The organism is Methylocaldum sp. (assembly GCF_035627495.1).
Lineage (GTDB): Bacteria > Pseudomonadota > Gammaproteobacteria > Methylococcales > Methylococcaceae > Methylocaldum.
The window spans coordinates 1-23564 of record NZ_DASPLO010000101.1 but is presented as its reverse complement, the minus strand read 5'-3'; the positions used below and the strand labels follow the sequence as shown (position 1 = coordinate 23564).

The 23564-nt window shown below is 58.1% G+C and carries 22 protein-coding genes; 9 read left to right on the top strand and 13 right to left on the bottom strand.

The window, feature by feature from the left end; genetic code table 11:
* Nucleotides 1-310: 310 nt before the first annotated feature.
* The 4 genes from rpiB to VEB01_RS08605 form a co-directional block, all read right to left on the bottom strand.
* Nucleotides 311-739, bottom strand: coding sequence for a ribose 5-phosphate isomerase B (gene rpiB, locus VEB01_RS08620; protein ID WP_324874585.1), 429 nt, complete (start codon nucleotides 737-739; stop codon nucleotides 311-313).
* 106 nt (nucleotides 740-845) lie between these two features.
* Entirely contained in the window at nucleotides 846-1685 is an 840-nt protein-coding gene (locus VEB01_RS08615) for an inositol monophosphatase family protein (protein WP_324874583.1), read from the bottom strand.
* A gap of 101 nt (nucleotides 1686-1786) precedes the next feature.
* Nucleotides 1787-2293 (bottom strand): peroxiredoxin, encoded by a 507-nt coding sequence (locus tag VEB01_RS08610; RefSeq protein ID WP_324874581.1) that lies wholly within the window; start codon nucleotides 2291-2293, stop codon nucleotides 1787-1789.
* Nucleotides 2294-2338: 45 nt separating this feature from the next.
* A complete protein-coding gene (locus VEB01_RS08605) occupies nucleotides 2339-3484 on the bottom strand; it encodes a transaldolase family protein (RefSeq protein ID WP_324874579.1) in 1146 nt (381 codons plus the stop codon).
* Between the two features lie 273 nt (nucleotides 3485-3757).
* Here VEB01_RS08605 and VEB01_RS08600 point away from each other — a divergent pair, with 273 nt between their 5' ends.
* Both VEB01_RS08600 and VEB01_RS08595 read left to right on the top strand, forming a co-directional pair.
* Nucleotides 3758-4768, top strand: coding sequence for a Gfo/Idh/MocA family protein (locus VEB01_RS08600; protein WP_324874577.1), 1011 nt, complete (start codon nucleotides 3758-3760; stop codon nucleotides 4766-4768).
* Nucleotides 4769-5057: 289 nt separating this feature from the next.
* A complete protein-coding gene (locus VEB01_RS08595) occupies nucleotides 5058-6326 on the top strand; it encodes a cyclic di-GMP phosphodiesterase (protein ID WP_324874575.1) in 1269 nt (422 codons plus the stop codon).
* Nucleotides 6327-6444: 118 nt separating this feature from the next.
* On the opposite strand, the gene VEB01_RS08590 is transcribed toward VEB01_RS08595, so the two are convergent.
* The 3 genes from VEB01_RS08590 to VEB01_RS08580 all read right to left on the bottom strand — a co-directional run bounded on the left by VEB01_RS08590 (nucleotide 6445) and on the right by VEB01_RS08580 (nucleotide 9790).
* On the bottom strand, nucleotides 6445-6969 hold the full coding sequence (locus VEB01_RS08590; RefSeq protein WP_324874573.1) for a hypothetical protein: 525 nt from the start codon (nucleotides 6967-6969) through the stop codon (nucleotides 6445-6447).
* 350 nt (nucleotides 6970-7319) lie between these two features.
* Nucleotides 7320-7658 carry a hypothetical protein gene (locus VEB01_RS08585; protein WP_324874571.1) on the bottom strand — a complete coding sequence of 113 codons (339 nt, stop codon included), beginning with the start codon at nucleotides 7656-7658 and terminating at the stop codon, nucleotides 7320-7322.
* A gap of 317 nt (nucleotides 7659-7975) precedes the next feature.
* On the bottom strand, nucleotides 7976-9790 hold the full coding sequence (locus tag VEB01_RS08580) for a glycoside hydrolase family 15 protein (RefSeq protein WP_324874569.1): 1815 nt from the start codon (nucleotides 9788-9790) through the stop codon (nucleotides 7976-7978).
* Nucleotides 9791-10261: 471 nt separating this feature from the next.
* Between VEB01_RS08580 and VEB01_RS08575 the strand changes: the two genes are divergently transcribed.
* Nucleotides 10262-11233, top strand: coding sequence for a DUF5996 family protein (locus VEB01_RS08575; RefSeq protein WP_324874567.1), 972 nt, complete (start codon nucleotides 10262-10264; stop codon nucleotides 11231-11233).
* Nucleotides 11234-11594: 361 nt separating this feature from the next.
* Here VEB01_RS08575 and VEB01_RS08570 read toward each other — a convergent pair whose 3' ends face one another.
* Both VEB01_RS08570 and VEB01_RS08565 read right to left on the bottom strand, forming a co-directional pair.
* Nucleotides 11595-11921, bottom strand: a complete 327-nt coding sequence (locus tag VEB01_RS08570; protein ID WP_324874565.1) for a BON domain-containing protein — start codon at nucleotides 11919-11921, stop codon at nucleotides 11595-11597.
* A 301-nt stretch (nucleotides 11922-12222) separates the two neighbouring features.
* Nucleotides 12223-12597: a hypothetical protein gene (locus VEB01_RS08565; protein WP_324874564.1), complete on the bottom strand. Its 375-nt coding sequence runs from the start codon at nucleotides 12595-12597 to the stop codon at nucleotides 12223-12225.
* Between the two features lie 283 nt (nucleotides 12598-12880).
* Between VEB01_RS08565 and VEB01_RS08560 the strand changes: the two genes are divergently transcribed.
* A complete protein-coding gene (locus tag VEB01_RS08560; RefSeq protein WP_324874562.1) occupies nucleotides 12881-13888 on the top strand; it encodes a sodium:calcium antiporter in 1008 nt (335 codons plus the stop codon).
* A 15-nt stretch (nucleotides 13889-13903) separates the two neighbouring features.
* Here the strand turns inward: VEB01_RS08560 and VEB01_RS08555 are convergent, their stop codons facing one another.
* A complete protein-coding gene (locus VEB01_RS08555) occupies nucleotides 13904-15325 on the bottom strand; it encodes a sensor histidine kinase (RefSeq protein WP_324874560.1) in 1422 nt (473 codons plus the stop codon).
* The gene (locus tag VEB01_RS08550) at nucleotides 15318-15989 is read right to left on the bottom strand and encodes a response regulator (RefSeq protein WP_324874558.1); all 672 of its coding nucleotides are present in this window, start codon (nucleotides 15987-15989) and stop codon (nucleotides 15318-15320) included. The genes VEB01_RS08555 and VEB01_RS08550 overlap by 8 nt, the downstream gene beginning before the upstream one ends.
* A gap of 142 nt (nucleotides 15990-16131) precedes the next feature.
* Here VEB01_RS08550 and VEB01_RS08545 point away from each other — a divergent pair, with 142 nt between their 5' ends.
* The 5 genes from VEB01_RS08545 (at nucleotide 16132) to VEB01_RS08525 (ending at nucleotide 21243) form a co-directional block, all read left to right on the top strand.
* Complete coding sequence (locus tag VEB01_RS08545) at nucleotides 16132-17496, top strand: OpgC family protein (RefSeq protein WP_324874556.1); 1365 nt, start codon at nucleotides 16132-16134, stop codon at nucleotides 17494-17496.
* Nucleotides 17497-17622: 126 nt separating this feature from the next.
* Nucleotides 17623-18270, top strand: a complete 648-nt coding sequence (locus VEB01_RS08540; RefSeq protein ID WP_324874554.1) for a carbonic anhydrase — start codon at nucleotides 17623-17625, stop codon at nucleotides 18268-18270.
* A gap of 278 nt (nucleotides 18271-18548) precedes the next feature.
* The gene (locus VEB01_RS08535) at nucleotides 18549-19937 is read left to right on the top strand and encodes an NfeD family protein (RefSeq protein ID WP_324874552.1); all 1389 of its coding nucleotides are present in this window, start codon (nucleotides 18549-18551) and stop codon (nucleotides 19935-19937) included.
* Nucleotides 19934-20695: a slipin family protein gene (locus VEB01_RS08530; protein ID WP_324874550.1), complete on the top strand. Its 762-nt coding sequence runs from the start codon at nucleotides 19934-19936 to the stop codon at nucleotides 20693-20695. Before VEB01_RS08535 ends, VEB01_RS08530 begins: the two co-directional genes overlap by 4 nt.
* A gap of 251 nt (nucleotides 20696-20946) precedes the next feature.
* Nucleotides 20947-21243: a hypothetical protein gene (locus tag VEB01_RS08525; RefSeq protein ID WP_324874548.1), complete on the top strand. Its 297-nt coding sequence runs from the start codon at nucleotides 20947-20949 to the stop codon at nucleotides 21241-21243.
* Nucleotides 21244-21364: 121 nt separating this feature from the next.
* Here the strand turns inward: VEB01_RS08525 and VEB01_RS08520 are convergent, their stop codons facing one another.
* Entirely contained in the window at nucleotides 21365-21988 is a 624-nt protein-coding gene (locus VEB01_RS08520) for a urate hydroxylase PuuD (protein ID WP_324874546.1), read from the bottom strand.
* A 325-nt stretch (nucleotides 21989-22313) separates the two neighbouring features.
* Nucleotides 22314-23240: a YiaD family glycine zipper/OmpA-like lipoprotein gene (locus VEB01_RS08515; RefSeq protein WP_324874544.1), complete on the bottom strand. Its 927-nt coding sequence runs from the start codon at nucleotides 23238-23240 to the stop codon at nucleotides 22314-22316.
* Nucleotides 23241-23564: the final 324 nt, after the last annotated feature.

The following is a 23564-nucleotide window of genomic DNA, read 5'->3' as shown; positions in this document are numbered from 1 at the left end:
CCGCAAGGCTGGGCAACGCACCGTCGAGGCGATTGGGGACGCCATCGGCGAACTGTTGAATCAGCTGACTCCGGCCGAATGCACGAACTACTTCCGGAACGCCGGTTATGCCGTATAGCCGACGTGAAAATGCTCTAGCCGTTCCCGGCGAACAGATGCAGACACATTCGTCGACAAGGGATGGGGCTACCTACGACCGCTTATTTCGGCCTACCTTTTGGGTGTGCGGGGCGGTTTCCCAGTCCACGCCGCTATACTGCGGTGAAGAACGCTCTGGATCCCGAATCGGCGACGTCGCCGCATCCCTATATCACTCATCAATCGCCTTGATTCTCGGCACGTGCCGGCCGCCCTCGAAATCGGTGGCTAGGAATGTCTCGACGATCTTCTTGGCCATCTCGAGGCTGACGATGCGCTGGCCGAGGGCGATGCAGTTGGCGTCGTTGTGCAACCGGGTGAGATAGGCGGTTTCCTCGTTGAAACAATAGCCGCAGCGGCAACCTTTGACGCGGTTGGCCACGATGGCTTCGCCGTTACCGCTGCCGCCCAGCACGATGCCGCGCTCGACTTCGCCGTTGGCGACGGCCACGGCACACGGGCGGATCCATGTGGGGTAATCGGTTCGTTCGTTGCTGAAACAGCCGTAGTCGACGACGTCATGGCCGAGAGAGCTTAGCCATGTACGCAGTTCTTCCTTGTGGTCGAAGCCTGCGTGATCAGAAGCGATGCCGATTTTCATGATAACTCCTTATTTTGACTGCGGCGGGCGGATACCCGGCTTGTTTAACAGGATAGAGAGCGAGAAAGCGTAATCATTTTTCTAACGACGTGATAAATATTCCGCATCAGCCCCGGTCATCAGCGGCTTTCAAGACGTCCAGCATTTCGCGATGGATCAGGCCATTGCTGGAGACGATGCGGCCGGTGTTCAAAATATCGTCACCACCGTCGAAGTCGGTAACGGTTCCACCCGCCTCGCGCACCAGCACGATGCCGGCGGCGATGTCGTGCGGCTTAACCTTCATCTCCCAATGACCGTCCATCTTCCCGGCCGCCGTATAGCACAGGTTGAGCGCGGCCGAGCCGATCCGCCGCGTGGCCTGGGCGCTGCGCTGGAAGCCCAGGAAATTGTTCATGTTGCCGTCGCTGACATGGGTATCGTATCCGAAACCGGTGACCACCAGCGCGCGATTCAGTACCGGCGTCGCGGACACACGAATCGGCCGGCCGTTGCGCGTGGCGCCTGACCCGAGCGCGGCGGCGAACAACTCGTCGGTGGCCGGGTTATACACCACGCCGACTGACGGCACGCCGTCGATCAACAAGCCCATCGATACGCAGAACATGGGAAAGCCGTGCGCGAAGTTCACGGTACCGTCGAGCGGGTCGATATGCCACGTGTAATTTTGAATTTGCGACCGAGGATTTTCGATTTGATAGGCGCCACCCTCTTCGCCGATGATGTAGTGGGTGGGGAAGAGCTGGCGCAGTTCGCCGACAATAAACTTCTCGCTGCGCACGTCGTACTCGGTGACCGGGTCGATGTCGCTCGTTTTGAACCGCAACGCGGTGTCGCGATGGTTTTCGAGGGCGGTTAATCCCTCGCGCAGAATGGCTCCCGCGCCACGGGCAATGGTGACGGCGGCGCCCAAAATATCGGTGAGTGAAGAATCGGCTTGCAGCATTGATGCTTATTCCAGATGTTAGAAATGCGAGCAATTCTACATGACAAGGCCGCAGCGAGCCGGTCAAGCCTCTGCGGCCTCAGGGTCAAGGCAAGCTGTCTTTACAATTGCGCGAGTATCGCTTCGGCGCTCGATACTTCGAATTTGCCCGGAGCCTCGACGGCCAGATGCGTCACGACGCCATCGTCGACCACCATGGCGAAGCGCTGGCTGCGCATACCCATGCCCTTCGCGGTGAGATCGAACTCAAGCCGGAGCTTCCGGGTGTAGTCGGCGCTGCCGTCGGCCATCATGCGCACCTTACCGCCGGCCTTCTGCTCCCGGCCCCATGCGGCCATTACGAAAGCGTCGTTGACGGCCAGGCACCAGACCTCGTCGACGCCCTTCGTTTTCAGCTTGTCGAAATTCGTGACGTAACCGGGAACGTGTTGTGCGGAGCAGGTCGGCGTAAAAGCGCCCGGCAGGCCGAAAATCACGATCTTCTTACCCTTGACGAGGTCGCCGACGGCAAGCGTCTGGGGCCTCATCGGGCAGCCGTTGACCGGATCGAACTCTGTAGACTCGTTGAGCGTGCCTTCGGGCAGGCGGTCTCCAACTTTGATGGTCATGGAATCTCCTTAGTGGTTGTGATTAGGACGGATGGGCGAAAGAAATCACTGCGCCGCCGCGAGGGCCTCATGCTTTTCCGCGATGAGTTTCAGCAGCGCCTTGTGCGGGTCGGCGAACTTGGCTGTCCCTTCGTCCATGAGGACCTGCTCCATCTTCGCCACATCAACCTTGGCGTCGATGTCGTCGAGGACGGCTTGGGCCGGCAATTGATCGACCTTGCGACTGTATTGCTTGTTGAGCTTCTCGACGGCGTCGTTGGTCGCGGGCGGATTGGTTTGAATGTCGCTGCCGGCGAGAGCGTCGACGTACTTGTCGGGCGGATCGCTGGATTTCTTGGTGCCGGTGCTGGCGAAAACGATTTCCTGCTGCAGGGGCGGATTCTTGCCTTTCCAGAAAGCCTGATTGAGCTGCCAGAGACGTTTGACATTGACGATACCAACTTGGCCCTGGGCGTCGGGACTGAGCTCTGGGACATGCTTTTCGGTATACACGTCCACGCGCGACACGAAGATGCTGTAAACGCTCTTGAAATGGTCGAGGCTCTTGCGTCGTTGCGCGCCTCGCCAAATATTCTCGCGGGCGATCTTGTACTGGCGCTCGGAGAAGATGAGGGTGACGTTGAGGTTGATCCCGGCAGCCGCCAGTTCCTCCAGCGCGTCCAGCCCGGCGGCGGTCGCGGGGACCTTGATCAGGCGGTTGACGTGCCCGCTGCCCCAATGCTTGCCGAGCTCGATGTACTCTTTGACACGCTTGTCGTGAGGCGGGCCGAGTTCACGGTCTTCGAGGAGCGGATCGAGCTCGAAGCTGACATAGCCGTCGTTGCCCTTGGTCTGTTCCCAAACGGGCAGGAAAACCTCCTGTGCGCGACGGACGAGATAATCGGTCATTTCCCAGGCGATGGCCGAGTCATCCATGCCTTCATCGATCAGGCAGCGCATGTGGTCGTCGAAGCGGCCGGTATTGATGATGTCGGAGATGATGATGGGATTGGACGTCGCGCCGGTGGCGCCGAGCGCGCGATCCCTCTCCACAAGGTTGGGATCGATCGAATCGAGCCAGAGTTTGGTGCCGGTAGCAATCAAAGACTTCAGTGACATGACAAGCTCCTTGCCGGGTGCTAAAAACCCGCGAAATGCGTGGGCCTGTTGGCCGGGGAAAGCACGAGGATTCGTGGCGGAAATTCGACGCACGCTTCCGTGCAATCCGTTCGAACGATGCGCTCGCGTTGAACCGGTGTCAAGTGTGAAAGCTGAGCTGGCGCGGACGATTCGCCGGTGAAAAACAAGGGTGATGAAACCGATTCCGCCCGGGTGCGGGAACTTCAACGGGCCGGGTTCGAACAGCGGGCGTCCGATACGAAGCGAAGGCATCCGGCCGGCGCTATCACAGCCTTCCGTGGTAGAGACAATCACTGAATCCTGCGACTATGATTGTGCACGCCAATTCGTGAAAAGGAAGAATCTATGAATGATCGAAAACTCCGCTGGGGCATACTCGGCGCGGCGCGCGTCAACGAACGCCTGATGCCCGCCATCGTCGAAGCATCGAACGCCGAACTGGTCGCCATCGCCAGCCGCCGCCCCGGAGCCGCCGCCGAAACGCTGGCGAAATACGCCCCGCAACAACAGGGGGTACGAACCTATGACGATCTCGACGCACTGATCGACGATGCCGAAGTCGAAGCCGTGTACCTGCCTCTCGCCAATCACGAGCATGCCGCATGGACGCTGCGGGCCATCCAACGCGGCAAGCACGTGCTGTGCGAAAAGCCGATGGCGCTGGCCGTGTCGGACATCGAAGCCATCGAGGCCGCCGCACGCCAGCATAAGGTAACCGTGATGGAAGGCTTCATGTACCGCTTCCACCCGCAACACGCGCGCGTTCTGGAACTGATTCGCTCCGGCACCATCGGCGAAATACGATCCGTCCGCTCCAGCTACTCGTTCATGATGCGGCCCGCGCGCATGTATCGGCTGGCCGAGAACGTCGAACGGGGCGGCGGCGCCATGTGGGACATCGGGTGCTACGCGATCCATTCGGCGCGCATGTTTTTCGACCAGCCGCCCGTCGCCGTGACCGCAATCGCGAAATATGTCGAGAGCGGCGCGGATATCGCGACCAGCGGCATAATCGATTTCGGAGAGGGAAAATACGCGCATTTCGATTTCAGCTTTGAACGCGCGCGGCGCTCGGAGTATGAAGTCATCGGCACCAAGGGCGGCTTGAAATGCCATACCGTTTGGCAACTGCCTGGTGATGTCCCGGTGATTTCGTGGTGGACGGAAGATGGATGCCAATGCGAAGAGCGGTTGCCCGCGGCCAATCATTTCAGGCTGGAAATCGAGCACTTCAGCGAATGCGCGTTGACGGGCAAGGCGCCACAGCTTTCGTTGGAGGATGCGAAAACCAATTGCCGGACGATCGTCGCGGCATTGCAATCCGCAGCTCATGGGCGGACGGAAAAGCTAATCTAATGACGTCCGATAGTCCCCCTGATTCAGTTCCTTGCGGCTGCGTTATGGCTTAACCGCAAATAACCAGAGGAAAAGAAAAAGCCTTAGACATTCGCCTAAGGCCTTAGTTTTTTGGCTGGGCGACCAGGATTCAAGCCCGGGCAAAACAGACTCGGGGCCGTTGCAATGCGCCCATAAACGGGACACAGGCAATCGTATTCGGGCGACGGCACAACGGCTTGAACACGATTCGGAAGTCGCGCCAACTATACTTATTAATCGCGCCGTCCGAATTATTTCGAAAAAAGCCATGGACAAGCCGTTCGATTCCCATGCAATAACGACCCTATTCAGAGTCAAGGTGCCCGTCAGCGATTTGAGGATCGGGATGTATGTATGTGAGCTGGATCGCCCTTGGCTGGACTCGCCTTTTCTATTCCAAGGATTCGCGCTCGCAACACAAGCGGACATCAAAGCCGTTCAAGAGGCGTGCGAATACGTCTACGTCGACAGCTACAAAACAAAATATCCCGAAACGGCCGACACCCAGCGGCCGATCAGATCCTCGCAAATATCCTGGACTGCCGCCTCGCCCCAAAAGCGAGTATCCGTCGAACAAGAAATCGACAACGCCCGGAACACTCATAAGCAGACCAGCAACCTCGTAAAGACATTCATGGACGAAATTCGCTTCGGCCGCGGCGTCGACATACAGCTCGCGAAAGAAGCTGTATCTGAATGCGTGGACAGCATCTACAAGAATCCCGACGCCATGCTGTTGCTGACCCAGCTAAAAAACCGGGACGAGTACACCTCCGAACACTCCATGAACGTCTGCATCTTCTCGATCGTACTCGGGCGCTATATGGGGATGCCCGTACACGAACTCAGAAATCTCGGCTTATCCGGGCTCATGCACGACATGGGCAAGATGAAAGTACCCTTGGAAATCCTCAACAAACCGGGACGACTCACCGACGCCGAAATGGCATTAATGAAAGCGCACACGGTGCACGGACGAGACATACTAATGTCCTCCCGCGGCATCTACGCCGGCGCCATCGACGTGGCGCACGGACATCATGAAAACCTGGACGGAACCGGCTACCCCCGTGGTCTCACCGACACACAGATCAGCCCTTTTACCCGGATCATCGCCGTTGCCGACACCTACGATGCCATTACCAGCGATCGAGTGTACCAACCGGGACGCACCCACATGGAAGCGATCGGCCTTCTCAACAAAGAAGGCGGAAGACACCTTGACGGTGAGTTGGCGGTGAAGTTCATCGAATGCCTGGGTATCTATCCGGCCGGAAGCATCGTCGAAATGAGTAACGAAGAAGTGGCCCTGGTCATCGAAGTCAACCCTCGGCAAAAGCTCAAGCCGAAAGTAATCATGCTGCTCGACCAGGACAAAAATCCGCAATCCCATCGCATCGTCGATTTAGCGAAACTCGACTTGGATCCCTTCGGCCAACCCTACCGGATCAAGGCAATCCTGAAAAATGGGACCTACAACCTGGACATCAGGCAATACCACGAACGGGGACTCGTTCAAAAAGCGGCCGCTCTGTAAAACATGCCCCCGTTTCGCTTTTCTTACTCCCCAAAGGCTTTCGAATGTAAGCTGCTTACCGTGAAGATACGGCGGAAAATGCTCCGCGATCCCGCAGACGTTCCCGCGCTGGTCTGAATCAATAAGCCGTTAGGTTCAACATACCGATCTTGAACATCGTTCCGCCGTTGATCGCCGTGAGACGAATCGCCTTGACGCCCTTCACAACAGGAGACGAGGTGTTTTTGCCATTGAACATGACATAGAGTCCCTTGGACGAGCCGATCCATGTCGACCACTGAGTGACATAGGTCCAATTGCCGGCCGCATCCTGCTTCTCAAGCTGAACGGCACCCAGGAAGTTGACGCCGTTATAAAAATCGGAGCCGGTAAGATTGAGCTGCATGATATTGAGATCAAGCAGTCCACCGTTAGCGTTCGAGATCTCGACTGCCGGTTCGTTGACGTTGAATCCAGTCGCGGATGGCGCCGAGGTTGGATAGGTGGGAACGAATTTCAAGGTAAACAGATTATCCGTAGTGTTTTGAACACAAAAATTAATCTGGGTACAGTTGAGAGGGCCGGCCGTGGTGAACGTTTCCTGAGTGGCGAATGCCGAAGCGGACGCACTAAGCAGAACAAGAACGGCGAAGAGTTTTTTCATAGGATTTCTTCATAGGTAGAGGGTGAGGCCTAATTATTAATATATGAACAACTTCTAATTTGACTTGAATCAAACAAACTGCCGATTATTTGCGTCCCTTTTAAGAACTAAAACCGCGAAAAGCGCTTCGCCGACACTCCGCGGAAACGAACACGATGAGCCTGCGGCGGACTACGCTCAGCTATCTCGCTCCATAAGCCATTCCCGGCGAGCACAAGTCGAACAAGCCCGATCCCTTAGATAGGCAGTTGGAAAAGAGAATGGCGGAACGGAACTTGCCGGTTTTTATCGGTGCGTCCAAAGCTCGCGCCGCCGCTACCGGTTCTTTCCGGGTTTTGGGAGACCTTCGTTTACCAGAATAGAAAGTCTTGCTTGGGTTCTTGTCTGCCTTTGCTCCAGGAACCGGACAGTTGCCACTCCCGCCAAACCGCTTCCGGCACGGCGGAAAGCACAACCGAATGATTCTCCGGCACCGCGGTGAACCCGACCTCGAAACCCTGGTAATTCCTGATCATGTCCATCGTTATGGGTCCGCGTATGGAATCGCGGATGGGCGGCCCGATCATGATTCGCGCGTCGCTCAGGTCCTCCTCGAAAAGCGCCATTACGGCTTTGCCCTTCCACAGAGACTCGCAGTCGATCAATTCACCGGCTTCGCTGAAGACATAGAGGTCAAGGTCGATCAGCATTCCGCAAACGCCCTCATACGACGCGGAGAATGAAAAAGCCGCGATCCCCTTGTGCAACAAATTTGTTGACATGAATTACCTATAAACAACGCGTTAGATCAAACCCTCGTACCCAGTACCCGAGCGGGTCGCAAAGGGCAGCTTGTACCGGTGCGTCTTTAAGCACATACGCCTGGATAGGCGCAACCGTCGAGCACTATCGTACGAAATGAACATGAAAGTGCGGCCCGGGAAAAGATTAAGGAAAGATGAGGCTTGTCGGGGCCAACGGCGGGTTGTTTGATCGGCGAAACGCCGCTTCCTAAGCGGGCGATAGGTTACTGGGCCTGCTCGGCCTCGGCAATGGCCCAGGCGGCATTGATCAAGCCGATGTGGCTGAAGGCTTGCGGGAAGTTGCCGAGCGACTCGCCCGTGCCTGGATCGACCTCTTCGGCGAGCAGGCCGACATCGTTCGCGTAAACGGCGGCGCGGGCCAAGATGGCCTTGGCGCGCTCGATCTGTCCCGCCAAAGCGGCCGCGTGGGCGAGCCAGAAGGTACAGAGCAGGAACGTGCCCTCATCGCCTGCCAACCCATCGCCGGCGCGATAGCGGTACACCAGCCCCCGCTCGTCCGTCAACTCCCGCTCGATCGCATCGATCGTCGCCAGCATGCGGGGATCGTCCGCCGGCAGGAACCCGACCAGCGCCATCATCAGCGCCGAGGCATCGAGCTCATCCGAACCAAACGCCTGAGTAAAGGCCTGAGCCCGCTCGCTCCAGCCTTGGGTGAGAATCGCCTGGCGGATTTCCTCGCGGACGACGCGCCAGCGCTCGACCCGGTCCGGGGCGCCGAGCAGATCCGCGAGCCGGATGGCCCGGTCGAGAGCGACCCAGCACATCAGCTTTGAATACAGGAAGTCTCGCGGCGGACCGCGGATTTCCCAGATCCCGTGATCCGGGTCGCGGTAATCGCGGGCGGCGGCATCGGCCACGTCCGCGAGGAAATTACGAGTGATGGGGTCCAGGGTGGTGAGCTGCCCTTGCAGCCGATACGCCGCGTTCAGCAGCTCGCCGTAGACATCGAGCTGCCGCTGGTTCCAGGCGCCGTTGCCGACACGGACCGGACGGCTAGCCCGCCAACCGGACAGATGCGGCAGCTCGCGCTCGGTCAAATCGTGCTCGCCGCCGACACCGAACATGATCTGCATGTCCACGCCCCGCTCGATTTGGGTCAAGGTCGTGCCCGCCAAAAAGTCGAAGAATTTATAGGCCTCATCCGGACAGGCCGCCACCCACAGCGCTTCGAGGGTGAAACTCGCATCGCGCACCCAGGTGTAGCGGTAATCCCAATTGCGGCTGCCGCCGACGGCTTCCGGCAGCGACGTCGTCGGCGCGGCGACGATGGCGCCGGTCGGAAAATAGGTCAGCCCCTGCAGCACGCGTCCGCTGTGGCGGACGAGCTCCCGCCACGGCCCCTCGTAGTTTTGGTGAAGTTCGGACCAACTGCGCCAGGCGGTGATGGTGTCGTCCAACCGTTCGGCGATTTCCGCTTGGGTCCAGGCTTGAGGCACCATTTCGGAACTCGAACGATGCTGCAAGGCGAAATCCAAGCGCCGGCTGGCGTCTATCCTCACGTCCGCCCGCGCCGTCGAACGAGTGATTTGAAAAGGCACGGGCGAACTGAGATGGAGCACCGAAGCGCCGCCCCGGGCGAATACACCGCCATCGACCGGGACCAACAACGGAAAAACCAGACCGTATTCGGGCCGGGGTGCGTATTCGATCTCCAGGTCCGCGTAGCCATCGAGGCATCGGACGCTGCGGATCAGCGCGTGCGGCGAATCGGCGCCGAGCTGGTGGCCGCGTTCGTTGGCACCCATCGCCAGCGCGTCGATCAGAACCACGGTGCCGGTCGGCGTTTCGAAAATCGTCTCGAGCACCAAAGTGCCCTCGAGATAGTGGCGGCGCGTGGACGCTTCGCCAGCCGGCCGGATGGCCCAATGGCCGCCGTCGGCATCCAAGAGCCGCGCGCAGACGGTGGGAGCATCGAAGCGGGTGAAATTAAGCCAGTCGACCGAACCGGCGCGGCTGACCAGGGCGGCTCCATGGCAATCGGACAGAAAGGCATAGTCGGCAATGGGAAGCTGGCTCACGGCTATATCGCTAGGGAGTTCTCAGTTCTAATCTACGGTTCAAGCAAAGGAGCCACCGTTGGCGACAACTTATTTTGGAGCGGGTCTCGCCCCGCGGGCGAGTTATTTTTCTTTGCGTGCCCAAAGAAAAGTAACCCAAAGAAAGGGCACCCGGATGGCACGCTAATCCTGCGCGTCGCCATCTGGAGCCGGGGGCAACAAAAGGCACCTCCGTGTACCTTTGTCGCCGCGCGGCTTCCTGCCGCGCCCCTTTGGGCTATTCCGCCTCCAGACGGCGATGCTCGGGCGCGCCATAACGGGACCATACAGCAAGCCCTTACATCTGAAATCAGGGAATGCCGCCTTGATCGATTCGACCGATAGAGCGTGCGGGAGTGCCTTCGCTCAGACCGAAGTTGAGGGAATCAAACCGGTGAAGTCATGGTCGATAACCCGTAAAGGCGGAATTCCCCGCTCGATACGGAGGCCATCATGACGAGCCAAAGCGCTTCGGGTGCTCTCAACGACGATTCGGCCTGGCCGGACCTGCCATTGAAGGCGTGGCAAGACACTTACGCGACCTTGCACATGTGGACGCAGATCGTCGGCAAAATCCGGCTGGCCTCGGCGCCCTGGGTCAACCACTCCTGGCATGTCGTGCTTTATCTGACGGCCTCCGGGCTGACGACCTCGCCGATTCCCTATCGAAGCCGAAGTTTCCAGATCGATTTCGATTTTATCGACCATCAACTCGCGATTCGGACCAGCGATGGCACGGCGGAAAGAATCCCGCTTCGGCCCTGTACCGTGGCCGATTTCTATCGGGAAATTTTTGCCGCGCTTCGGGCGCTGGATATCGATATCGCGATCCGGAAAAAGCCCAACGAGGTGGCCCGTCCGATCCTGTTCGACCAGGACCGGGAGCACGCCGCCTACGATGCCGAGTACGCCCATCGCTGCTGGCGGGTGGTGGCCCAAGCGGACCGCGTACTCAAGGAATTCCGTGCGCGCTATATCGGCAAATGCAGCCCGGTGCATTTTTTCTGGGGCAGCTTCGACCTGGCGGTCACGCGCTTTTCCGGCCGGCGCGCGCCCGAGCACCCGGGCGGCGTGCCCAATCTTCCCGATTGGGTGGTCCGGGAGGCCTATTCCCATGAGGTGAGCAGTTGCGGCTTCTGGCCGGGCAACGATGCTGTCCCGTTTCCGGCCTTCTACGCCTATGCCTATCCGGAACCGAAAGGGTTTCCAGATGCACGAGCACGTCCAGAAAGCGCGTTTTACAGCCGTGAGCTGAAGGAGTTCATCCTGCCGTATTCCGAGGTGCGGCAGGCGGATTCGCCCGACCGGCTGCTGCTGGAGTTTCTGCAAAGCACGTATGACGCGGCAGCCGATCTGGGACATTGGGATCGGCCATCATTAGAACGGAGCATCCCCGGTAAAAAGCCCACCTTTCCCAAAACCTAAGAAGCTGTCTTCAAACTACTGCGCGCCGCCATACGCGCGTTGCTCAAGAGCTCAAAATGCTGATGAAAAGCATCCCTGCTTTTCACTCACCACCTCTCTGTGGTTCGCCCTTTCGGGCGGCCGCGCCGTGCAAATCGGCCATCCTGCCGATTTGTCACCCTGACGGGCGCGCTGCCGCGGTCCCATTTTTCTCCTGGAGAAATGGTCATGTACGCCTCTGTACACTCCGGTTTTTACTCGCCCCATCCCTGGGGCTCGCCCTGCGGGCCAGCCTACGGCTGTTCTCTCCGCGTGTCCCGCGCTCCGGGTCACCCTTTGGCGCCTTGTCCTGACATCGCTCGTGACGTTTGAAGACAGCTTCTTATAACTGCGGTTTGTCGCTTTTCCGTCCCACGCGAATGTTGTTTTCGACCGATTTGACGCCTCGGACACCACGCGCGACAGACTCGGCACGCCGCCGTTGATCCTCGTCAGCGACGAAACCGCCTAGTTGCACATGACCTTGGCGGGTTTGCACCTCGACATCAAGACCGCCGACGTATATGTCCTGCAACAGGGCTGCTTTGACCTTGCTGGTGATCGTAACATCGTCGGCATTTGCGCCGGGCTCTTCCTTTTTGCCCGCCGAATCAGCGCAGCCGATCATGACGACTGCCGCAAAAGACGCCAGGAAATATCTCCGCTTCATTTTCTTTTTTCCCTTTTCAATTCTGATCGGCGGCAGTGCAGAACTCTCGACTGAGCCTAGAGTGTTCGCCCCGAGCCGCACTCAGAGGACGAGGCGGTGTACCTGCTCCCCAGTCTTGGAACGCGCCCCTGGCAAGGGGAGGGAAAAGCAGGGGAATGGTCTGAGATAGCACTCCTGGCCGGCGGCTTCGGCATCGTGCGGATTACTGGGGGTACAGATCGGCAACGATGCCTGATGCCGGTGATATCGGATACTTGTCTTAGCGACAATTAACCGTTCGCCGTAGGCCCGGCGTAAACATCTATGGGTTACCGCCGCCTTCCGTCCCGGTATCTCCGCCCGTTGCTCCACCTGGGCTTTCCGTACCTTGTGTGCCTTCTTGTTGGCGTTGTTGCTCCATCCCTGGCTGGCCCTGTTGGCCTTCGCCTTGGGGTTGCTGCCCCATGCCCGGCTGGCCGGTCCCGCCTTCTTTACGTTTTTCTTCGAACGGTTGAAGACCCTCCCAGCCCGGGTAGGACTTATCGCGCTCCGTTTGACCTTTGCTGCCGCCTTCGGTTTCGGCTCTTGCAATAACAATCGACTCATCCATGGATTTCTGAGTCGCCCACACCGGATTCGCGATAAACAACGGACTCAATACGGCTGCTGTCACGGCGATGGAAATTTTGTTGTGCATAGATTCCCTCCTGATTTCGCACGACATCCAAATAGTGCCGGAAAATACCGGGTAAGACCTTTTAATAGCACAGTCGGTGGTTCCGGTCTCTATGGAGTAATACGGGGGAAACGTCGCGATCATGAGGCTGCGGAGATGAGGCAAAACCGTTAGTAAGATAAGACGTTAAACTTAGCCCTAGCTGCTGCTTGAAAACTGCGTAAAGGGGGCGGAGTTGTGCCGCGAGAGCCCCGCCACGTCGGAGCGGCGGTAGCGCGTCTAACTGCCGTTTCTAGGATAATCGATGACTTACAGTATTTGGGCGGAATTTGCCGCTTGCCTTTTCCTGATCGGCTATGCCGGAACCCGGCTGTCGGTGTACGGCGATGTTATCGCGGATAAGACAGGGCTTTCGGGGACTTGGGTGGGGCTGGTCATGCTCGCCACGGCGACATCGTTGCCCGAGCTGATTACCGGTTTAAGCTCGGTTACGCTCGCGTCGGCGCCGAACATTGCCGTGGGCAATGTGCTCGGCAGTTGCGTTCTTAATCTGTTAACTCTGGTGGTGGTGGATTTTCTCCACCGTAAGGAATCAATCTACCGCCGTGCCAGCCAAGGCCATATTCTCTCGGCGGGGTTCGGCGTGGTCATGATCGGCCTGGTGGGGTTCAACGTTCTTCTGGGACAGCGAAACGGTTGGGCCATAGGGCATGTGGGCGCTTACACGCCGGTGATCGTTCTGATGTACGTGATCGCCGTGCGCGCCATTTTTCTTTATGAGAAGCAGCAGGTGATCGAGTTCACGGAAGACGTCACCGATCGCTATGCCGGCACATCGCTGCGCCGCGCGATCGCGGGTTATGCTTGGGCCGCAGCCATCGTGGTCGCGGCGGGCGTATGGATGCCGTTCATCGCGACCCGGCTCGCGGTGGCCATGGGATGGCACACGTCCTTCGTCGGCACACTGCTGGTCTCCGCGGCCACAACGATGCCCGAGCTGATGGTTACCTTAGGAGCTGTGAGGCTCGGGGCGCTCGACATGGCGATCGCAAATCTCTTGGGGAGCAATCTTTTCAACATTGTGATCGTTGCGATCGACGATCTGTTTTACCGCCCGGGGCCTTTGCTATCTCAGGTGTCGGCCATTCACGGAGTGTCGGCGATGTCGGCCGTAATCATGACGGGCCTGGCGATCGTGGGCATCCTGTATCGCCCGGAGACGCGCGTTCTCAAAACAGTTGGGTGGATCAGCCTGGGTCTCTTCACGGTTTACTTGCTGAATTCCACCGTGCTCTACCTCCATAGCGAGTGACCGGCCGGCGAGAGGCTATTTTGGGTCGGTTCGCGGGATGAGGCGCTCATCTCCATGAAGCGGTGCTTGACATGCAAAAAGGACTTCGACCCGCACGCCGCCTAAATCGGAACGTGACAATCGGACACGTGCATTGTGCAGATCGGCGATTTCTTTGACGATTGGCAGCCCTAACCCGGAGCCATCGCCGGGGCTGCCCGGAATGCGATAAAAACGCTCGAAGATTCTTTCCGTCTCGGACTCCGGTATGCCCGGACCATCGTCTTCCACGACGAGGCAAGGGTGGGTATCCGCTGTGAGCCGTACAGTGATTTGTCCGTGTTCGCGCCCATAACGGATAGCGTTGTCCACGAGGTTGTTGAGCAACTCGCGAAGCAGGGTTCCCTCTCCATGCACGTACACCGGACCCTCGGGACCGTCGAAGCTCAGATCGATGTCCCGTTGCAGCGCTTTCGGGACCCAATCCATACAGGCATCGCTTGCGATGGCGCGGAGATCGATCCACGCGCCAGGGCGAGCGCTGTCCAAGGCCGTTTCCGAGCGTGCCAGCACCAGAAGCTGGGTACTCAGCCGCGACGCCCGATCGGCGCAGTTCCGGATTTGCGTCAGGGCGGGGCGCATCGTTGCCAAATCGGTTTCCCGCAGCGCCCGCTCCGCCTGAACTTTCAGGCCGGCCAACGGGGTTCGCAACTGGTGCGCGGCATTGGCGATAAAGCGTTGCTGGGCGGCGATTGCCGTGGCCAGTCTGGCGAGTAGATCGTTGATGGTATGGGTCAGGGTGAGCACTTCGAGCGGGACGCCGGTATCCGGGATCGGAGCGAGGTCGCGCGGCGAACGCTGACCGATTTCACGGGTCAATGCGTTCAGCGGACGCAGTCCCCGATTGATCCCTATCCAGATGTACAGCCCTGCGACGAATACCAGCAGAAACTGGGGCACCAACTCGGCCAAGAGAATGTCGGTCATCATGCTGCGCCTTTTTTTTACCGTCTCGGCCACCTGGACCAAAACTTCTTCGGAACTGTCCTTGGGTGTAGCGAGCATGGAAACCACCCGGACCTTCTGTCCTTCAATGATGCTGTCGAAATACGCAGGCTGTTCGCGAACCGAGGCCAGGTCCGGCGGCGACGGGACCCGCTTGTCCCCGGCCATGAATCCGAGATGGGACGATTCGATTTTGAAGAAGGTCTGGTCTACCTCGTCCCACTGAAAAACCTCTAAGGCGGTGGCCGGCAGTTCGAAGGTTACCTTGCCTTTCTGAGCCTTGACCTCCTGCGCCAACGAGCGTGCCGAGTCGAGCAGCCACCGGTCGTAGGCGGCGTTGGCATAGTGAAGCGCGATGTAATACGAAGTCACGGCATCGAGCACCATGAAAAGGGCGAGGGGGAGCGCCAGCCGCAGCAGAAAACGTGTTCTCAAGCTTTGGACTTTAGCCATCGGCGTCCTTTTCCAGCAAATAGCCGAGACCACGTACGGTCCGGATCTTCACGCCGAATGCTTCCATCCGTTTACGTAGCCTATGGATGTAGACTTCGATGGCATTGTCGCCCAGATCTTCGTTTCCCGCCGACAAGCGCTGGGCGATACGGTCCTTGCTCACCACCCGTCCGGCCTGGATCAACAGCGCTTCGAGCACGCCGTATTCCCGTGCGGACAGGATGATCGGCATATTGTCCACCAGCACCTGGCGATTTGAGGCATCAAGCGTTATTCGGCCGACCTTGAGCTCGCCGAATCCTCCGTAACGGCGGCGGATCAGCGCATTGACTCGTGCCTCCAATTCGCGAAGATCGAAAGGTTTGACCATGTAATCGTCCGCGCCCCATTCGAGACCTTTGACCCTGTCATCCACGGCGTCGCGTGCGGTCAGGATCAGAACGGGCACGGGATTTTTCCGCGCTCGCAATCGTCGCAAGAGTTCGCAGCCGCCCATGTCGGGGAGGCCCAGGTCGAGAATGACCAAATCGAAGCTTTGGGTGAGCAGCGCCGATTCGGCATAGGCGCCCGACGCAGCACCGGTAACCCTGTAACCCGACTGACCGAGAACGTGCGTCAAGCCGTCGGCCAGAGCGGTGTCGTCCTCCACGAGCAGAATCCTCATATATCAAGCGATCGATGTGAAAGGTTTGTGAAAGCTTCGCACAATAGAATGGCGCGATAAGACGGCCGCGCCGATAGGGATAAGGGTTAGGCGCCTGTCGGAGTAGACACGGTCCATATTTCCATCGACAAAATAAGATCTGATGACCGGACAAAGCTTACACAAACACCGGAACCTTAAGCTCGATTTTTTTCGTGGCATCGCGCTGCTGATCATCTTTATCAACCATGTTCCCTCGAACGAGCTGTTGGTTTATACCCCCTCCCGTTTCGGCTTGAGCGATGCCGCCGAAATCTTCGTGTTTCTCTCCGGCTATGCGGCGGCCATCGCTTATGGGCGCAGTTTCCGAACATCCGGGTTGTGGCTGGGCAGCGTTCGGGTGTTTTACCGCTGCGCGCAAATCTATGGCGCCCATCTCGCCCTTTTCATGCTTCTGGCGGTCATCTGCGTGCTGGGCAACGCCGTCTTCGGAGAGCCGGATTATATCCGCCGGCTCAATCTTCGATATTTTTTCGATGATACTCAGGAGGCGCTGCTTGGACTCATTTCCCTGCGTTACGTCCCCAATTATTTCGATATCCTGCCGATGTATCTGGTGGTCATGCTATGGATTCCGGTGGTCTGCGCGCTGTCCCGCGTTCATCTCGCGCTCGCCCTGGCCTTCCCGATCGGCGTTTATCTCGCCATGTGGCGGTTCGGACTGAAGCTTCCGGCGGATCTGCACAGCGATCGACCCTGGTTCTTCAACCCGTTCGGATGGCAGTTGATCTTTTTTACCGGTTTCGCCTTCGGGGCTGGCTGGATTAAACCGCCAAGACGTAAAACATGGCTGATGGCGGCATGTTTGATTTTCGTGATTTTGTCCTTGCCGCTGAGTCCGGAGCCTGCGCTGCGACCGACGGCATTTTTGAACCAGCTCCATGCGAGTTTGCAGCCGTGGCTGGATAAGACTCATCTCGGGCCTTTGCGCTGGTTGCATTTCCTGGCCTTAGCCTATCTGGTCATGCTGTTCCTGCGGAACCGGGAGAATTGGCTGAATTCCAAGGCCGTCCGGCCCATTGTCGAAATGGGTCAGCAGTCTCTGCCGATATTCATCGTGACGATGGCGCTTTCCTACGTCGGTGGCATAGTTTTGGATCAATTCGGTCATGGCGTTCCGATGCTTGTAGCTGTCAATCTGGGGGGCTGCGCGTTTCTCTTGCTCGCCGCCCGCGTGATGGCGTGGCTGAAGTCCGGGCCATGGAAACTCCAGAGAGAGAATCGCATCTTACCGCCTTGCCCCAATGGGCAGGGCGACTTGCTTTTCCCGGAGTTTACGGTGCGGCCGAACCGGCTGAAACAAGCCTTAGCGATGGTACTCGTGGGTTTTGTGGCGGCGGTGCCATTGGTCCTCTCGCAAAGGAGCGCGGACGCCCATTATTCGGTTGTGGCGATGCGCGGGACCGGCGGGATGCTGGCGGAAGATCACGTCAAGGAAGCGGTGAGCGTGCAAGGGGATTTCAAATAACCGCCTTGAGCATTCGGATGGATGCGGCGATGAGGGCGTGATGCATCGGTCGCACGGGTGTGCGACGACGGTATCTAATCAAACCGGCGCCGAAAGCGCTTATTAACGAGCATTTAAGAGGCAATTATGAGACCCTTCGAGAAATTATTGTTGGAAAACAAAGCGTGGGCTGACGAAAAAACAATCCGGGAACCCGAGTACTTTTCGCGGCTGGCGAACGCTCAGTCGCCGGATTTTCTATGGATCGGGTGTTCCGATAGCCGGGTTCCGGCGGAAATTATCGTTAATGCCGAGCCCGGCGAGATTTTCGTACACCGGAACATCGCCAATCAAATCATCACCACCGACTTCAACAGTCTCAGCGTGATCCAATATGCGGTCGACGTGCTCAAGGTCAGCCACGTGATCGTATGCGGGCACTACAACTGCGGCGGCATCCGGGCGGCGCTCAGCCAACAGCGTCCGGAACTGGTGATCGTCAACAAGTGGCTGATGCATATCAAGGACATATACCGGCTGCACCAGGCCGAGATCAATGCGCTGGAAACGGACGAGCAGCGGGCGGAGAGATTGGTGGAACTCAACGTCGTCGAACAGATTCGAACTCTCGCACACACCTCGGTGATCCAGCATTCGTGGAAACGCCATCAACGCCCGGTCCTGCACGGATGCGTATATGGCCTTAACGACGGGATCATCAAAGAACTCATAAGGCTTACGCCCGAAACCCCCATTCACCCGATTTATCAGTACGTCAGCCTGCCCGAGGATTGATCCCTTGGCCGACTCCCCATTCGAGCCGACGAAGGTATTTCGAAGATCGTTGCCGGATGTTGCCATCTCCGGCGCCTTCAGGCCCACCGGATTTGCCGCCCGAGAACCGATGGGGGTATAAGGGGTCCGAGAAAGAGAAGATTCTGTCATAAATGGAGCTTGCAGGCAGATCCGGTTCCAGCGCCTACGGCAATAGAATGCTTATTCGGAACCGATGCTCGCCAAAGGCTCTCGTTTCGGAACGGTCAAACGAACTCCATCGGGAGTAGCGGGAAAGGATGCTGCGAAACATCGTTGCAATTTTCATGTTGTGGCTTCTCGTCGGGATCGCCGGCGGAGCCGAGCAACCCTCCGAGCGTCCGCCCACGGTCTCGAAGATGGTGGCGCAGTTGACGATCGACGGTCCTATCGGTCCGGCGACGAGTGATTATGTCGGCCGAGCACTCGAACAAGCCCAAGCACGAAACGCCGTCCTGGCAATCATTCGAATGGATACGCCGGGCGGGCTCGATACGGCGATGCGAGACATCATCCGAATGATTCTGGCTTCACCTTTCCCGATAGTGTCCTATGTCGCCCCGAGCGGTGCTCGGGCAGCCAGCGCCGGCACGTATATTCTTTACGCCAGCCATATCGCCGCCATGGCCCCTGCCACGAATCTCGGCGCCGCCACGCCGGTCGCCATCGGCGCGCCGGGAGGGAACGAAGGTAAGCCGAAGCCGAGGGATAAGGATGATCCGAGCGCGCCGCGCGATTCCGATGATGCCATGTCCAAGAAGATGATCAACGACGCGGTAGCCTACCTGCGCGGTCTCGCTCACCTCCGGGGCCGAAACGCCGAATGGGTCGAAAAAGCGGTGCGCGAAGGAGCGAGTCTTGCCGCCGAAGAAGCGCTCGCCATGCACGTGGTCGACATCGTCGCGCCCGATGTTTTCGTTTTGCTGACTAAATTGCAGGGGCGGCGGGTCGATGTCCTCGGACGCGCGGTGACGCTCGATTTGACCGGAGCCGTCGTGGAAGCGATCGACCCCGACTGGCGCAGCCGGCTTCTCGCCGTCATCACCAACCCCAATGTCGCTTACATCTTGATGATGATCGGGGTTTATGGGCTCATTCTCGAATTCTACAATCCCGGATCGATAGTGCCCGGCACCGTTGGCGTCATTGCCCTGTTGCTGGCGATGTATGCCTTTCAGGTGCTCCCTGTGAATTATGCCGGGCTCGCCCTGATCATCGTCGGCATCGGTCTGATGGTCGCCGAGGCGTTCGCCCCGAGCTTCGGGGTGCTCGGGCTCGGCGGCATCGCGGCCTTCATCATCGGCAGCGTCATCTTGATCGATACCGACAAAATGCCCGGGGTCGGGCTCAGTTGGAGCGTGATTGCGGCATTCGCCCTGACCAGCCTGATGTTCTTCGGGTTTGCGATAGGCCTCATTCTCAGGTCGCGGCATAAGGCTGTCGTCACCGGGCGCGAAGAACTGATCGGTGCGGTCGGGACGGCACTGGAGAACTTCACGGAAATCGGCAGAATCCACGTCCGAAGCGAAATCTGGACGGCACGGACCGAGGTTCCCGTACACAAGGGACAACGTGTCTCCGTGAAAGGATTGGACGGGTTAATCCTCAGCGTTGCGCCATCGGAAGATCGAAAGGAGCTTGAGCCATGATCACCAACTATTTCATCGTTTTTCTCGCCGTGCTTTTGCTGATGTTTCTGTTTGCGGCGATCAAAGTGCTGCGGGAATACGAGCGGGGCGTCATCTTTCTGCTGGGTCGATTCTATAAAGTCAAGGGACCGGGACTATTCATCGTCATCCCGATCATTCAGCAAATGGTCAAAGTGGATCTCCGGACCATTGTGATGGACGTCCCGACCCAGGACGTGATTTCGCGGGACAACGTTTCGGTCAAGGTTAACGCCATCGTTTTTTTCCGGGTGATCGACCCGGCTAATGCGATCCTTCAGGTGGAGCATTATTACGAGGCGACCAGCCAGTTGGCTCAAACGACCCTGCGGTCGGTGCTCGGTCAGCACGAACTGGACGAGATGCTAGCGGAACGCGAGAAATTGAATTTCCACGTACAAAGCATTCTCGATCAGCAGACGGATGCCTGGGGCATCAAGGTGTCCAATGTCGAGATCAAACACGTCGACCTGGACGAGAGTATGATTCGGGCCATTGCGCGGCAGGCGGAGGCTGAACGGGAACGCCGCGCCAAAGTGATACACGCCGAAGGTGAGTTTCAGGCCTCTCAACGGCTGGTCGAGGCGGCTCGAACGCTGGCTCAGGCTCCCCGGGCCATCGAACTGCGCTATCTTCAGACCTTGACCGAGGTCGCGGGCGACAAATCTTCAACCATCGTTTTTCCGCTGCCGATGGAAATCGCCAGTGTTTTCCGGAACGGTCAGGGTGCGAAGCCCTGATTGGTTTGGGGCGTTAGGAGTTCAGCGCATTTATGCGGACAAGTACACGCCGGAAGAGGGTTGGATCGACTTGAGCGCGGTGGCTGAAAAAGACAGCATGGTTCGTATCGTTATCCCCAGCGCTTTACTGCCGCGGACCTTTTGCGGCGGTGATCACACTTGAGTTAATCTGATGTCGGGCAAGTCGTTACTTGCCTGGGTCGCGGCTTCGTCGCGATCGATTCCAACCATTCAAGCGAGGTATTACTGATATGCCGGTATTAATTTCAATTTTGCTTACCATAGGCATCGTTTATTGGTATTACCGAACGGCAGAGCGGTTGGGATTGAAGTCGCTGCACTGGGGCATCGCGGGAGCCATCGCTTATCAGGTGCCGGCCTGGGCGTGGATGGTCCTGGTTTCCAAGCCGTACATGTCCTCACTCAGAGGAACGGCAAAAACAGGAATGTCGGCGTTTTTGATCGCCCACTCCTGGATTTTGATAGGCGTGCTATGCGCCTTTGCGGTTTATAAGTTTTTCCTGTTGAAAGCCAATGTCCGGGGATAGCAGCCGGTAAATTTCGGCAGCGGCCGGACGACCTACCATTTTACGTGCGCCGGTTTTTCGATGCTCGGAAAAGGGATTCCAAGTTTTAGACTGGAATCCCCCCTTGGGTTTTTACGAACCGTTACGCCAGGTTCTGAGCCGCAACCATGAAGTACAGCATCGGAATCGAGAACATCGTATTGAAACGGCTGGTCAGCATTGCTGTCCGCGCGGCCGCCTTTTTCTCGTCATCCGAGGCTTCGACCAGACCCAGCACTTTTTTCTGATTCGGCCAAATGATGTTCCAGACGTTGTAGGCCATGATCAGGCCAAGCCACATTCCCAGACCGATATAGGTAGCCTGGCCGCCTTTGAAGTAGCCCAGCAGCATGGCTTCGAGGACGTAGCCGTTCAGGGTCGCCAGGATCAGCCCGGTGACGACCGTAGACAAGGCGGCCCAGCGGAACCAAAACAGGGCTGCCGGCGCGATGACTTTGCCGATCGCCGGCTTTTGCTCGTCGGGGATTTTGGCCATGGATGGAATTTGGACAAAATTGAAATACCAGAGCAGACCGATCCACATGACGGCCGAAAGGACATGCAGCCAGCGAAACAGAAACGCGAACCAAACTTGCGATATTTGGATGGTGCCCGTGGCGAGCGCCAGAACCGCAGCCAGCACGGCGCCAAAAATCAGCGCCCGTTCCAGCTTGTCCAGGCCGAATTTCGCAAGCGCGTTAATCGTTTGAAGCATGACATTTTGCATCGTCGTTCTCCCGTTTTTTATTAGTGTTGACTAGGCCGTGCAAAGTGTGCGCGGGCTCAACAGGGTATTCTTCTCTCGGGCGGCGAGCAAATGAAATTCAGGAGCATCGCCATTCGATGCGGTCTCACGGCACGAAATAATCGATGACGGCGAGTTGTGACGCTTCGCTATCGGCATAAGAATGCCCCGAATCGACCTCTCGTAGACAGGAATAAGCCTGTCCTGAGCCCGGTCGAAGGGCAAAGCGTTTCCGGCATAACACGGCTGGTCAGAGTGGCGGAAGCCTCGGTCCGCACCGAAAGTGGGGCGGATCGAGTCCGATGGATCAACGCGGATAAACCGGAGCCGAGTAGGGCTGTTGCGGATAGCCGTTTGGATATTGCGGATAATTGCCCTGTTGAGGATATCCCATTGGCTGCTGGGGATAGGTTCCCGATTGAGGGTAGCCGCTCGGTTGTTGTGGATAGGGATAGGTGCTCGGTTGCGGATAGGCGCCGGGCTGCTGAGGGTAAGCATTCGGCTGAGGATAGCCGTTTTGCGGATAAGCTCCGGCCGGGGCGGGATAATAGCCCTGGTTCTGTGGCGCTCCCGGCTGCTGTGCGGCCGTTTGGTTCGGCCGAATCAGCAGTTCCACCCGACGATTCCGGGCTTTACCGTCTTCCGTACTGTTGCTTGCTATGGGCTGACTTTCCCCCATGCCGGCCGTTTGCAGGCGGCCGCCAGTGACACCCTGCGCCATCAGAAACTCGGACACGCTGCTGGCCCGCCGGCGGGACAGATCCATGTTATAAGCATCGTTGCCGTCGGAATCGGTGTGCCCTACGACCGTGAGCTGGGTTTCCGGAAATTGATTCAGCGTCCCGGCGACTTGAGTCAGCGCGCTCGCCGCTTGCGGTGAGATCTGGTCGGAGTTGTAGCCGAAAGTGACATTGTTCGGCATGTTCAGAACCAGATCGTTGCCGCTCCGCTGCACTTCGATGCCGGTGCCGGCCAACTGGTCGCGTAACTGACTTTCCTGACGATCCATGTAGACACCTACTCCGGCGCCCAGCAACCCGCCTACGCCGGCACCGATGAGCGCGCCTTTGCCTTTATCTTTGGCGATGATCGCTCCGAGCCCTGCTCCGCTGGCCGCGCCTATCAAAGCCCCCGTGCCGGTCTTGCCGAATTGCGGCGAGCCCCCGTAAGGACCACCCGCGCAGCCCGCTAACAACCCGGCGACTACGCTGGCGGCAATGGTCTTTTTAAACATTCTTATCTCCTCGGATGGACGATTTGCTTTGGGGAGGAATGAGCGGCTTGTTCGTTTTTTGCCGCATCACTCAAACAGACACAGTGTAACGTAGGTTTTACTTTGTTCGATGTGGGTCTCTTCAACGCCGGATTTTTGCGGCTCGGTGCCCGGGGGGACTGCAGAATTTAAAGAGACCGGGACTTATTCCATTTCGCGATCATAAGGGTAACAATATGGCCTGTTCTTTCAGATGTGAACGGCCATGGCGAGACCCGCGGGTGGACGGGCCGTGTTGGCGCAGGCCAAAGCGGTTCTGGAGACGGCCCGGAATGTTGATGAGTT